Origin of the sequence: Vibrio variabilis (assembly GCF_003263785.1) — a bacterium.
Taxonomy (GTDB): Bacteria; Pseudomonadota; Gammaproteobacteria; order Enterobacterales; family Vibrionaceae; genus Vibrio; species Vibrio variabilis.
Genome location: NZ_JYJK01000130.1, coordinates 106,778 through 119,246, shown reverse-complemented (window position 1 = coordinate 119,246; position 12,469 = coordinate 106,778). Strand labels below are relative to the sequence as shown.

Here is a 12,469-nt window from a genome sequence, read left to right as displayed (position 1 = left end):
TCACTTCTTAGCTAAAAACTCATCTTCGTTGCTGACTGGCGCAGAAAATAGTGACGCATGCTATGAAAATGCTACTCAAAACCAGTCACTTATCATCGATAACTATAGTAGAGCTTTGCTTGATTAGCCCACTTATCACTTTACTAGCATTAAGCGTTCATTCGACAGCTGGCTGTGTTTGTAGTGCTTTAGTGCCAAGCGTAAATCCTGGCTCATGGTCTGTACTAAGTCGTCATCGAGCAAGTATTGGCTTAGTAGCTGTTCAATATTGGCAGCTAAGTTTTTGTCGATGGATTCGAGTTTTTGCATTTCAATCAGAGCAAAACGGCGCTTATTCAGCTTAGTACAGCTGATTGCTCGCATCATAGACCCTAAGTAGAGGTTTTGGCTGTCGATGGTTTTAGCTATCTGATAGGCGTTGCGGTAGTTGCTGTTTCGATAGCTATCGATAAAGTAAGCCATATTTAGCCAAGAAGGGTAGTGGGGATTGAGTGTCGCCCCATAGTCAAGGAGTCTTAACCCTTCATTTTCTGCACCACTTAGATAGAGCCAAAATCCGCTTACCATGTTGGCAAATGCAGAGTGAGGTTTGCTCTCAAGGAGCTGCCTAGCGTTGCTTTGTAAGTCTTCAATGTCTCGGTTAACGAGAGACAAGTAGCACATCGCCATTTGTGCGTAAATGCATTGCGGGTCAGCATCGATGGCTTGCTGCGCTAGGTTGTAGGCTAAAATATAGTAGCTGTCTGCAAGTGGTGTATTTAAGGTAAACGCATCCAGCGCTACGATGCTTTGCCTTGCTTTTGACATCGAGCAATTGGTAGGTGCGGGAATGTAGTGGTTTAAACGCTGGGTAAATTGCTCAATGGTTCTTGGGTTGTCCATAAGAGGACTCAGTGACATACCAAGTGTAAACGCTTCGCTATTGAGGTGTGAGTGGCGATGGGTAAGCGTCGCAATAACCCCCATTTCATCCGCGATTTGGTTGGCAATCTTGTTGATTTTAAGTTCAACATTATCGAACACGTTGCTCATTTGGAGCTGAAAACTCTGCGACCACAACTGACGCTGATTTAGATTGTCATTCAAGCTTGCCAGCAAGATGCCGCGCTCGTGGCTGGTTTTATTCAGCGTAAGATCAATGGTATAGCGAGTGTTTTGTCGCTGACCAAAAGGTGCCACATTTAGGGTAGTGAAGGGGTGCAGCGCTGTACAAAGCAGCTTCGCCAAAAAATCGTAGCTTTCATTGTTAACGATAACCGAAACGGAAGGGATGCTGGACTCTTTATTAGCAGCTTTGTTTTCAATACTCTCTCTAGAGGTACTGTCAGACTCGTCTGATGTTGAAGTCTCAATATGCAGATTGTATTGACCTGTAGGTACCGTCAATCGAAGAGGATCGCTTTGCCCCTCATTTTGATAGTACACCTCTAATGTGCGGCGCAATCTTCCCATGTGAATGCGAACCAATGGATCATGGGAAGGATCGAAGTCGGCAGTTTTACCAAACACATCAAACGCGAGATCGTACTGCTGTATCTTTTGGGTCGGATCGTTGAAGTAACTATTTATCAGGTAGTTAAGGATCTTATTTGGCCATTTAGTGGAGCGAAAACCGCGGCATCCCTGCATTTTGTCAAGGATTGCTAAGATATCTTCAGGGACGCGTGAGGCGTTAAGCGAAGGTGTAGCAAGACGGATCGTTGCGGTCATCTGAAGTTCCTCCTCCTGAGAAAAATTCGCTAACAATACTTACATTGGGTTACACCCTAGCAGTTTTTTTGTTACCTAAAAATACTTATTGTGTAACTATTCATATGTATATTGGATTTTTGATAAGTTGTTCTATGGGGGTTGTCATGGAAAAGACAAGATGTAAGAAGTTACTGACGGCGTTGTCACTTTTGAGTGTGTCTTATAGCGCAACTGCGATGCAGCAATTCATCGATCCTAAAGACGGTATGTTCGATGCCAGTCAATGGGTGTTGGACAATGCCATTGGCTTTATGCCGGTACCTATCATTATCACCGATCCTGCGGTCGGTGTCGGTGGTGGCGCTGCATTGATGTTTTTCCATGAGTCTGAAAAGCGCAAGCAGCTTCGTGAAGAAAACCCCGATGAAGTGGTCGGATTGCCACCTAGCGTAACAGCGGTAGCAGCCGCGGGAACCGAAAATGGCTCTTGGCTCACAGGTGCATTTCATTTTGGCTCTTGGCAGGAAGATACGTGGCGCTACCAAGGCGGCCTGTTTTACGGGTCTTTTAATCTGAAGTATTACGAGGGCGACGTGCCGTTCGATTTCAATATCGATGGACTCTATTTTATGCAGGACATCGATTATCGGATTGCCGGCAGTAATTGGTTTGTTGGTGCCAAATACTCACTTCTTTCTTCAAAAAGTACCTTTGATATTGGCAATGCTATTCCAGGTATTCGACCGATTGATTTTGATCTCGAAGACGCGGGTGTCGAGTTAAAAGTGACTTACGACAGTCGCGACACCATCTTCACACCCAATGATGGCCTAAAAGCGAAGTTCAGTACGGATTTTCACAATAAAGCCTTTGGCGGCGATGTGGATTACCAAAAAGCGCGAGCTCAGGTGAATTACTTTGCGCCTGTGCGAGATGACCTCATCATCGGTGTGCGTGGCGACTATCAAACGGTGAGTGACGATGCGCCATACTATGCGCGGCCATTTATTAACATGCGTGGTATCGCCGCGATGCGCTACCAAGGCCAAGATATGGCATTGGCTGAGCTTGAAGCTCGTTATGATGTGACGCCGCGTTGGTCGATTGTTGGGTTTACCGGAACGGGCAAAGCGGTTGAGGATGGTCAGAGTTTTTCTGATGCGGAGTATCAAAGCGTTGTTGGTGGCGGTTTTCGCTATTTAGTGGCGCGCCAACTGAATATGAGAGTGGGTGTCGATGCAGCGAAAGGTCCAGAAGAGTGGGCGTACTATATTACCGTCGGTCATGCTTGGCAGTTGTAGCGTAAAATAGAAAAGAGCTGGAGTACTAGTCCAGCTCTTTAGTTTTGACTTGGTGCTATTTACGTTTAAACAGTAACGTTGCAAAGGCAAATACTAGCGTCACGATAATGCTTGCAGCGCAGTAATCGACAACCGAGACAAAGCCACCCACGTCAATCAGTTGTCCAGCAATAAAAGTACCGACCCCAAAACCAAATGCCATAGCAAACATCAAAATGCCCTGTGTCAGTGCGGGAGTGCTCGGGCTCAGTTCATCGGCAATCGCGGGATCACCATGTCGAACCATGAGATAGCTTGCATTAGCAGTACGATGAGTAAGATAGGCAATACGTTAGGAACATTGGTGCCAATAGCCAGCCAGAGGCCAATAGCCGTCACAGCGTAGCAACCTAGTGCGACCATCCAAATTAAGTATGGGCTGTTTTTTTCTGCTAATCGACCCGCAGGTTCGAGCAATAACATGGTCAGTACCGCAGAGCCAGCAAGCCCAAACGCCGAGTGTCCAAGATCCACACTAAAGACCTCTTTAATAACAAGGGGACCTGTTTCCATTAAGTTGCTCGATGTGAACATTGAAACGAACACGGTCGCAAGAAAAAGCACAAACGCTGTGGTGTTTTGCTTGTTCGAGCTCTCTGCCGGTGAATCACTTTGAGGCACTTCGTCGAGCGCAGATACCTGTACTTTAGGTGGCGGTGAGACAAACACAGTGAGGATTGAGACACACACTAACGCGATTAGCATGAGAAGTTTTTGCTCGTTACTCCAACCTAGTAGGCTCACTGTGCCCAGTAGGGTTCCGGCAATAACAATACCCAAAAATTGAAATTGGAACAGTCGGCTAAGGCTGCGTGCCTGCTCTTTTTCTGGTGTTGAATTGAGAACAAACGTTGGGTTGAGAACCAACAATGAAACAGTACCTACCCCAATACTAAGACCGACAAGTAGATAGGTATAAGTTTCAGTTTGCGCGAAATAAAGCAGTACCAAGGATAGCAGGTGTGAAAAGAGGGCAACTTTCTGCATCTGACGGTGAATGCCATATTTGTCAGCAAGCCAACCAATGAGAGGGGCACTGATGCCAAATAGACCAATCAATGACATGACACTACCCATGAGCGCGCCACTGCCAGTACGTTCGATAATGAGTGGTGTGAGCAATAAAGCAATGCCTACCCATTGCACAATACCAATTGACATCTGAGCGATGTACCAAGGTTTAAAGGTTTTCATGATATTTTCCAAAATTGAGGGCACTGAGGCCAAAGTGAAATTACGATAGCTAAACCCATGAACCATGCATTTAGCTATCGAAACTCAAGTAGCGGAAAGTAGTATAGGTAAGTCGCTTGACGTTAAGCAGTGTGTAACTCGTTGTTACCTAAAGAGAGGCAGTAAGTTACTAAGTGATATAGCTGACTAAGGCAGTTTGAGGGAAACTAGTGATTGAGAATCAAAGCTAGATCGGTGAAAATAGCGCCCATTATTTTTTCGACGCCTTCGAGTAGTGGTTGGGTCAATGCCTTCAAACGCTATTCTACAAATCAAGAAGATCGAGATTCATGTCAAATCCTCAATTTTTGCAACAAGTTTCTAAGCGTAGAACGTTTGCGATCATCTCTCACCCGGATGCGGGTAAAACCACCATTACTGAAAAAGTACTGTTATTCGGAAACGCGATTCAGAAAGCAGGTACAGTAAAAGGCCGTGGCAGTGCACAGCACGCGAAATCGGACTGGATGGAAATGGAAAAAGAGCGTGGTATCTCGGTAACAACTTCCGTGATGCAGTTTCCATACAACGACTGCTTGGTTAACCTTCTCGATACCCCGGGACACGAAGACTTCTCGGAAGATACCTATCGTACACTGACGGCGGTTGACTCTTGCTTGATGGTTATCGATGCTGCGAAAGGTGTCGAGGATCGTACTCGTAAGCTAATGGAAGTTACCCGTCTTCGCGATACGCCTATCGTTACCTTCATGAACAAACTCGACCGTGACGTTCGTGACCCAATGGAAGTATTGGACGAAGTAGAAAGCGAACTGGGCATGATGTGTGCGCCAATCTCTTGGCCAATTGGTTGTGGTAAAGAGTTTAAGGGTGTCTATCACATCCACCGTGACGAAACGATTCTTTATGAATCTGGCCACGGTCACGAAATCCAAGAAGTACGCATCATCAAAGGTCTTGATAACCCAGATCTTGATGAAGCTGTAGGCGCTGATCTTGCTGAAAGTGTACGTGAAGAGCTTGAGCTAGTAATGGGCGCATGCCCTGAGTTTGATCTTGAGTCATTCCTAAAAGGTGAATTAACACCAGTTTACTTCGGTACCGCACTTGGTAACTTCGGTGTTGACCACATGCTAGATGGTCTGACTAAGTGGCGCCAGCGCCACAAACACGTCAAGCGAATGAGCGTGACGTTGAAGCAACAGAAGACAAGTTCTCTGGTTTCGTGTTCAAGATCCAAGCAAACATGGATCCTAAACACCGTGACCGTATCGCCTTCATGCGCATCGTATCGGGTACCTACAAGCAAGGTATGAAGATGAACCACGTTCGTACTGGTAAAAACGTCAGCATCTCTGACGCAGTCACCTTTATGGCGGGTGACCGTGCGCGCGCAGAAAATGCGTACGCGGGTGACATTATCGGTTTGCACAACCACGGCACTATCCAGATTGGTGATACCTTCACTCAAGGTGAATCCCTGAAGTTCTCTGGTATTCCAAACTTCGCTCCGGAGCTATTCCGTCGTATCCGCCTAAAAGATCCATTGAAGCAGAAGCAGCTACTAAAAGGTCTGGTTCAGCTATCAGAAGAAGGCGCTGTACAGGTATTCCGTCCACTACAAAACAACGATCTGATCGTTGGTGCGGTTGGTGTGCTTCAGTTTGACGTGGTTGTGGCGCGTCTGAAGTCTGAGTACAACGTTGAAGCAATCTACGAGAGCGTTAACGTAGCGACAGCACGCTGGATTGAGTGTGACGATGATAAGAAGCTAGAAGAGTTTAAGCGTAAGAACCAAACCAACCTAGCGTTGGATGGTGGCGACAACCTAAGCTATGTTGCACCGACTATGGTGAACCTGAACCTAGCGCAAGAGCGTTTCCCGGATATTAAGTTCCGTGCGACGCGTGAGCATTAATGCTGGTTGATTGAATGGGAAAGCCGCTCGGGAGAGCGGCTTTTTTGTTTGGTGTGTACGGAAGTTAAGAGCCTACCCCTCCTAGCCTCCCCTTATTAAGGGGAGGAACTACTGGCTCGCTAACGCGTCGCCTGACTGTAGTTGTTAAGCGATGCGACGATAGGAGCGAGCCCGAGGTTCTCCCCCTTAATAAGGGGGAGTTAGAGGGGATAAACGCGAAGCGTTAGCAGCGCTCTACTCCCGCTCCTTAGTATAAGGCACCCCAATCGCCTTAGGTGCCACCGCCTTACCAATAAACCCAGCCAACAAGAACACCGTCAACACATACGGAATCGCTTCAATTGCCTGTACAGGAATTGGGAAGTCGCCAATCGATACACCTTGCATACGAATCGCCAATGCATCCAGGAAGCCAAACAGTAAACAGGCACCCATAGCGGTAAACGGACGCCACTTACCAAAGATAAGCGCCGCTAGAGCCATATAGCCCTTACCCGCACTCATGTTAGGAATGAACTGCGCCGTTTGTGCCACTGACAAGTAAACGCCACCGATACCCACTAAGACGCCACAAATAGCGACCGCAGCGTAGCGCATACGAACCACCGAGATACCCGCGGTATCAACGGCTGATGGCGACTCGCCTACTGCACGCAGACGAAGTCCAAAGCGCGTTTTGAACAGCAGGTACCAACAAGCTGGGACAATGAAGACCACCATGTAGACTAGAATCGAGTGACCACTGATAAGCTCTGAATAGAGCAGACCAAGCACAGGCACATCCGCTACTGCATCAGCACCAGGGAAGGTGATAGGCGCAAAGCGCGCGTCACCCGATAGAGCTGGTGTCTGACCACCTTGTTGGAACCAGTGACGGCCAAGGGTGATGGTTAGGCCTGCAGCGAGGATGTTGATAGCCATACCACTGACCACCTGATCGCCGTTGTGGGTAATCGAAGCAAAGCCGTGGAGCAGCGCAAGTAACACCGATACGCCAACACCTGCAAACAGACCGAGCCAAGCTGAGCCAGTGACATGCGCTGTCGCAGCACCCGCAAACGCAGCCGCCAGAAGCTTACCTTCTAGGGCAATATTAACGATACCCGAGCGTTCGCAAAACATACCGGCAAGCGAGGCAAGGATAAGTGGGGTGGCCACACGCAGCGTGGCATCAAGCATGAGAATAATCGTTTCAAACATAATCAAGCGACTCCTTTCTCTGCTTGTTGTTCAGATTGCTTTTTCCCGAACAGTTTGAGGTAGGTTCTCTCTAGAGAAGGACGGAACATGTGCTCAAGAGCACCAGAGAATAGGATCACCAAGCCTTGTAGTACCACAACGATGTTTCGGTCTACGCCGTACTCAAAGCTCAGCTCTGCGCCACCTTGATAGAGGAAGCCGAACAATAAGCTTGCGAGTAATACACCCACTGGGTGGTTACGACCCATGAGTGCAACAGCGATACCGGTAAAGCCAAAGCCTTCAACGAAGTTCAGCTTGATTTGGTGTAGCTCACCTTGAAGTACGTTGAGGCCAAAGAAGCCCGCCAGCATACCTGAGATAAGCATGGTCAAGATGATGATTTTCACATACTTGATGCCTGCGTAATCGGCAGCCGATGGGTTAGAGCCCACAGAGCGGATCTCGTAACCCCAGCGTGAGTGCCACATCAGTAGCCAGACAAACACACAACACAACAAAGCAAAGATAAAGCTCAGGTTCATTGGGCTTGGTGCCATCTCAATCCCAACAACCGCGAGGATCTCATGCATTTTTGGAAGCCAGCTTGAAGCGGCAAAGACGCGGCTTTCCGTCGCCATGGTGTTTTCTGGTTTAAGGATATCGACCAACAGGTACGCCATCAAAGAAGAGGCGATAAAGTTAAACATAATGGTGGTGATAACGATGTGTGAGCCGCGTTTGGCTTGCAGATAAGCGGGGATAAATGCCCACGCAGCGCCAAATAAGCCGCCGACAACAATCGCTACCGGAAACACAATATACCAAGGCGCATATTCGCCTAAAGTAAGACAGATAAGACCGACCCCGAGGCCGCCAATGTAGCCTGACCTTCACCACCGATGTTAAACAGACCGGCGTGAAACGCGACGGCAACAGCAAGACCAGTAAAGATAAAGCCGGTGGCGTAATACATGGTGTAGCCAAAGCCTTCAGCATAACCAAAGGCGCCCGTCCACATCACTTTTGCGGCATCAATGGGATTGATGTCGATATACATAAACAGCAGGGCAGACACTAGGAATGCCACCAACACGTTAATCGCTGGTAGCAAAGCCACGGTTACCCAAGCTGGAACTTTTGCCTGGCTCATGCGCTTTCTCCTTGTGACTGATTGGCAGCGGCAGATTTTAGATGGTCAGGCATGATGTTAGCCATCATAAGACCTAAGGTTTTCTCGTCGGCATCTTTAATTGAGACTTCACCGACAATCGCGCCATCAAACACGACAAGAATGCGATCGGAAAGGCTTAAGATTTCATCAAGCTCCACCGAGACCAAAAGCACCGCTTTATCAGCATCGCGCGCCGCGATGATCTGCTGGTGGATGTACTCAATGGCGCCGATATCAACCCCACGAGTCGGCTGTCCGACCAGTAGCACATCTGGGTTTTGTTCCATTTCACGGGCAATTACCAGCTTTTGCTGGTTACCACCGGAGAAGTTGGCAGTTTTCAGAGTGGTGTCGTTAGGGCGCACATCCCACTTATCCATGCTCGCCTGACAGCTCTCCTTGATGGCCTGTTTGTCTTGCAGAAGACCTTTGTTGTATTGCGGCAGGTGATGGTAGCCGAGGATATAGGCTTCCTGTGCTTCGAACTTGTTGATGAGTCCTTGTTTGTGGCGATCTTCGGGAATATGACCGACACCAATCGCGCGAACCTGCTGCGGATCAAGGACGTTGTGCTTATCAATGTGGCTGCCGTTGATTTCAATGCTGCCAGAATGTGGCTGGATGATGCCGGATAGCAGGGCGAGGATTTCCGATTGACCATTGCCTGATACGCCAGCAATACCCACCACTTCACCTTGACGCACGCCAAAGCTCACGCTTTTCACTCGCTCCACGCATGCGTCATCGAAATACTGCAAGTTGTCGACTTTAATCAGCTCTCTCTTTGGATTAGCTTCTGACTTGTCGACTTTAAGGCGAACTTTACGTCCCACCATCAGCTCAGCCAGTTGCTCTTTATTGGTGTCGGCGGTGACCACATGCTCGACCATTGCGCCTTGACGCATGACGGAGATGTTGTCGGTGATCGCGAGGACTTCACGCAGCTTGTGCGTGATGATCATAATAGTCGTGCCTTGCTCACGAAGTTTGTCGAGGATCTTAAACAGGTGATCCGCTTCTTGAGGAGTGAGAACGCCGGTTGGTTCATCGAGGATTAAGATCTTCGCGCCGCGATAAAGCGCTTTTAGGATCTCTACTCGCTGCTGAAGCCCCACTGGAAGCTCGCCAACGATGGCGTCTAGCGGGACTTCCAAGCCATAATCCTCTGCAAGTGCGGTGAGCTTCTTCTTCGCTTTGCCGAGACTTTCTTGTAGCTTCCATCCATCTTCAGCGCCGAGAACAATGTTCTCGAGTACGGTAAAGGTCTCTACCAACATAAAGTGTTGGTGCACCATGCCGATGCCTGCTTTAATCGCTTCTTGGGAGTTCGCCGGCTTATAACGTTCGCCATTGACGGTCATCTCGCCTGCATCTGCGTGGTAAAAACCGTAAATAATACTCATAAGAGTGGACTTGCCTGCACCATTTTCACCAATGATGCCGTGAATCGTGCCTTGTGGAACTTTCAGGTCGATATACTTGTTGGCGTGCACTGCGCCAAATCGTTTATCGATCTGCTTGAGTTCGATGGCAATAGATTGTCCATGTGTCACTAGATACTGCCTTATAATTATACGCCGCTGCTTGAGGGCAACGGCGTTGTTATATTTGCCTAGGTTATTGATATAAATACCAATCCTAGGCCTTCATTCTGAGTGAGAAGTCGTTAGATGTTACACGTGTTGTCTGACATGTAGTCGTGAACGGCGATCTTGCCCGATACGATGTCAGCTTTAAGACCGTCTAGATACGTCTTCATTTCTGGTGTGATCAGATCTTTGTTGTAGTCATCGTATGCCCACTCAACCGCACCTTCTTTAAGACCCAGTACCTTGATGCCTGCTTCCCAGTTACCTTGCTCAGCTTCTTCCCATGTGTTGTAAGCGGCAACGCCTACTTTCTTAACCATTGACGTCAGCATAGTACCTGGTTGTAGGTGGTTTTGGTTTGAGTCAACACCGATAGCGAAGTTGCCAGCATCTTTCGCTGCTTGGTAAACACCCATACCTGTGCCGCCAGCTGCTGCGTAGATTACGTCTGCGCCTTTAGAGAACTGAGATTTCGCGAGCTCAGAGCCTTTTGCTGGGTCAGCAAATGCTGCAGGTGTAGAGCCTGTCATATTTTGGAAGGTTTCGATTTGTGGGTTAGCGTACTTCGCACCCTGACGGTAGCCACACTCGAACTTACGAATCAGTGGGATATCCATACCACCAACGAAGCCCACTTTGTCTGTTTTAGATGCTTTAGCAGCAAGTGCACCCACAAGGAATGAACCTTCGTGCTCTTTAAAGACAATAGATTGAACGTTTGGCTTGTCTACTACCATATCGATGATAGTAAATTGAATGTCTGGGAATTCGGTCGCGACTTTTTCAACAGCCGATGCCATGTTAAAGCCAACCGCCACGATTGGAGTGAAGCCACGGCTTGCTAGACGGCGTAGACCTTGCTCACGCTGAGCTTCATTCTGTGGTTCAAACTCACGTACTTTGATGCCTTTGTCAGCATTGAAAACCTTAACACCGTTTTGGAATACAGCTTCGTTGAACGATTTGTCGAATTTACCGGCTGTATCGTAAACCACTGCTGGTTTTGCTGCGAATGCACCAAAAGAAGTCACTGCCACTGCGAGTGCAGACATTTTTAGAATAGTTTTTTTCACGATCAATTCCCTTATAGTGTCGAATGATGGGGCATCATTGACGTTTCGATAGGCTAGGCGATATCCAATTATTTGTGCCTAGAAAGTAGTCGCTTGTAAATGTTCGAATAGACATGCTGAGGGTAAACCGCTCAGTTTACAAACAATGAGCGATATTTTATCGTTTGCGTGTGCAAAAAAAACGCATTGCATGGCAGCATTGAGGTGTAAGTCACAACTTAGTGATAAAACACTAACTATTACAGCTATTCTTTGTATATCGAGGTGCAACATCTTGTTATTGCAATCGATTACAATGTTTTTTGACGAAGGAGCGGAGCATCATGTTGAAGTTGCTCAAGAGATGGCTTGCTAAATATGATGAGTGGTGCGAGTCGCTTGGGTTAACACCTGAAAATAAGCGCAGTTGTGTGCCATACAAGAAAGAGCCACAAGACGATGATAGATAGTCACTGTCACTTGGATTTGCTCGCCCAGCAAAAAGATTTGCAACAAGTGCTCAGCGATGCAAGGCAGCAAGGTGTCGAGAAAATCATTGTTCCTGCTATTAATGATAGCAATTGGGCAACGGTTCAAACGCTCAGTGAGCAAAATGATGGCATCTATTACGCGCTCGGCTTTCACCCTCAGTTTCTCGATGGGCTGAGTGAATCCAGTCTGGATAATTTGGCTTCAAGAGTGGCCTCTACAGTGCCCGATAAGTGTGTCGCCATCGGCGAATGCGGTCTGGATTTCTATCATGGTAGAGAAAATGAAGCACTACAAAAACACTATCTCAACGCTCAAATTGATATTGCGAACCAGAGCCAACTGCCGCTTTTACTCCATTGCCGAAAGGCACATCAGGATCTCGTGGTGTTATTAAAACGCAACCCTCCCAAATATGGTGGCGTGGTTCATGGATTTAGTGGCAGCGTTCAACAGGCGATGGACTTCATTAAATTGGGGTTAAAAATCGGTGTTGGCGGTGTGATCACGTACCCAAGAGCAAAGAAAACACGCGCCACTATCGCCGCTCTTCCTTTGGAAAGTTTGTTAATAGAAACGGATGCTCCTGATATGCCATTAAGTGGTTATCAGGGGCTTCCTAACGAACCAAAAATGGTAAACATGGTGCTAACGTCTCTAATTGAGTTGCGAAATGAATTTGGGCAAACGGTTGCCTCACAATTATCAATTAATGGCAAATCCACGTTTAAATTTTGTGATTAAAAATGCTTTAATTTGTGAATTCGAAAACGTTTGCAGATGCTTTTTGTGAATCTGATCACAAATTTTAGTGTATCCCCCATGTGTTCAGGACGAAAGTG

At 47.5% G+C, this 12,469-nt stretch carries 11 protein-coding genes and 1 pseudogene; 4 read left to right on the top strand and 8 right to left on the bottom strand.

The genetic code is table 11. The annotated features are described in order from the left end of the window. Nucleotides 1–135 precede the first annotated feature (135 nt). Nucleotides 136–1,710 carry a tetratricopeptide repeat protein gene (locus tag TZ48_RS21875; protein WP_112480722.1) on the bottom strand — a complete coding sequence of 525 codons (1,575 nt, stop codon included), beginning with the start codon at nucleotides 1,708–1,710 and terminating at the stop codon, nucleotides 136–138. 146 nt (nucleotides 1,711–1,856) lie between these two features. Here TZ48_RS21875 and TZ48_RS21870 point away from each other — a divergent pair, with 146 nt between their 5' ends. Next, on the top strand, nucleotides 1,857–2,993 hold the full coding sequence (locus tag TZ48_RS21870) for a BamA/TamA family outer membrane protein (protein ID WP_112480720.1): 1,137 nt from the start codon (nucleotides 1,857–1,859) through the stop codon (nucleotides 2,991–2,993). 55 nt (nucleotides 2,994–3,048) lie between these two features. On the opposite strand, the gene TZ48_RS25580 is transcribed toward TZ48_RS21870, so the two are convergent. Both TZ48_RS25580 and TZ48_RS21865 read right to left on the bottom strand, forming a co-directional pair. Beyond that, nucleotides 3,049–3,279: a hypothetical protein gene (locus tag TZ48_RS25580; RefSeq protein ID WP_239671030.1), complete on the bottom strand. Its 231-nt coding sequence runs from the start codon at nucleotides 3,277–3,279 to the stop codon at nucleotides 3,049–3,051. Next, nucleotides 3,240–4,226, bottom strand: a complete 987-nt coding sequence (locus TZ48_RS21865; protein ID WP_239671029.1) for an MFS transporter — start codon at nucleotides 4,224–4,226, stop codon at nucleotides 3,240–3,242. Before TZ48_RS21865 ends, TZ48_RS25580 begins: the two co-directional genes overlap by 40 nt. 329 nt (nucleotides 4,227–4,555) lie before the next feature. Here TZ48_RS21865 and prfC point away from each other — a divergent pair. Beyond that, a pseudogene (prfC, locus tag TZ48_RS21860) lies at nucleotides 4,556–6,144 on the top strand (peptide chain release factor 3). A gap of 234 nt (nucleotides 6,145–6,378) precedes the next feature. Here the strand turns inward: prfC and TZ48_RS21855 are convergent. From TZ48_RS21855 to TZ48_RS21840, 5 genes are all read right to left on the bottom strand, one after another. After that, the gene (locus tag TZ48_RS21855) at nucleotides 6,379–7,344 is read right to left on the bottom strand and encodes an ABC transporter permease (RefSeq protein ID WP_112480718.1); all 966 of its coding nucleotides are present in this window, start codon (nucleotides 7,342–7,344) and stop codon (nucleotides 6,379–6,381) included. A gap of 2 nt (nucleotides 7,345–7,346) precedes the next feature. Continuing rightward, nucleotides 7,347–8,141, bottom strand: a complete 795-nt coding sequence (locus TZ48_RS21850) for an ABC transporter permease (protein ID WP_239671028.1) — start codon at nucleotides 8,139–8,141, stop codon at nucleotides 7,347–7,349. A 23-nt stretch (nucleotides 8,142–8,164) separates the two neighbouring features. Further along, on the bottom strand, nucleotides 8,165–8,476 hold the full coding sequence (locus TZ48_RS25575) for a hypothetical protein (protein ID WP_239671027.1): 312 nt from the start codon (nucleotides 8,474–8,476) through the stop codon (nucleotides 8,165–8,167). Continuing rightward, nucleotides 8,473–10,050, bottom strand: coding sequence for an ABC transporter ATP-binding protein (locus tag TZ48_RS21845; protein ID WP_112480716.1), 1,578 nt, complete (start codon nucleotides 10,048–10,050; stop codon nucleotides 8,473–8,475). Before TZ48_RS21845 ends, TZ48_RS25575 begins: the two co-directional genes overlap by 4 nt. Nucleotides 10,051–10,163: 113 nt before the next feature. After that, a complete protein-coding gene (locus TZ48_RS21840; protein ID WP_197059044.1) occupies nucleotides 10,164–11,159 on the bottom strand; it encodes a BMP family lipoprotein in 996 nt (331 codons plus the stop codon). Between the two features lie 323 nt (nucleotides 11,160–11,482). Here TZ48_RS21840 and TZ48_RS21835 point away from each other — a divergent pair, with 323 nt between their 5' ends. Beyond that, nucleotides 11,483–11,608: a DUF5363 family protein gene (locus tag TZ48_RS21835; protein WP_112480714.1), complete on the top strand. Its 126-nt coding sequence runs from the start codon at nucleotides 11,483–11,485 to the stop codon at nucleotides 11,606–11,608. Next, a complete protein-coding gene (locus TZ48_RS21830; protein ID WP_112480712.1) occupies nucleotides 11,598–12,371 on the top strand; it encodes a TatD family hydrolase in 774 nt (257 codons plus the stop codon). The genes TZ48_RS21835 and TZ48_RS21830 overlap by 11 nt, the downstream gene beginning before the upstream one ends. The last annotated feature ends 98 nt before the right edge of the window (nucleotides 12,372–12,469 follow it).

Bases quoted from the DNA above. Each gene is read 5' to 3' on its own strand.
- TZ48_RS21875 (WP_112480722.1), bottom strand. From the start codon at position 1,710: ATGACCGCAACGATCCGTCTTGCTACACCTTCGCTTAACGCCTCACGC.
- TZ48_RS21870 (WP_112480720.1), top strand. From the start codon at position 1,857: ATGGAAAAGACAAGATGTAAGAAGTTACTGACGGCGTTGTCACTTTTG.
- TZ48_RS25580 (WP_239671030.1), bottom strand. From the start codon at position 3,279: ATGGTTCGACATGGTGATCCCGCGATTGCCGATGAACTGAGCCCGAGC.
- TZ48_RS21865 (WP_239671029.1), bottom strand. From the start codon at position 4,226: ATGAAAACCTTTAAACCTTGGTACATCGCTCAGATGTCAATTGGTATT.
- TZ48_RS21855 (WP_112480718.1), bottom strand. From the start codon at position 7,344: ATGTTTGAAACGATTATTCTCATGCTTGATGCCACGCTGCGTGTGGCC.
- TZ48_RS25575 (WP_239671027.1), bottom strand. From the start codon at position 8,476: ATGAGCCAGGCAAAAGTTCCAGCTTGGGTAACCGTGGCTTTGCTACCA.
- TZ48_RS21835 (WP_112480714.1), top strand. From the start codon at position 11,483: ATGTTGAAGTTGCTCAAGAGATGGCTTGCTAAATATGATGAGTGGTGC.
- TZ48_RS21830 (WP_112480712.1), top strand. From the start codon at position 11,598: ATGATAGATAGTCACTGTCACTTGGATTTGCTCGCCCAGCAAAAAGAT.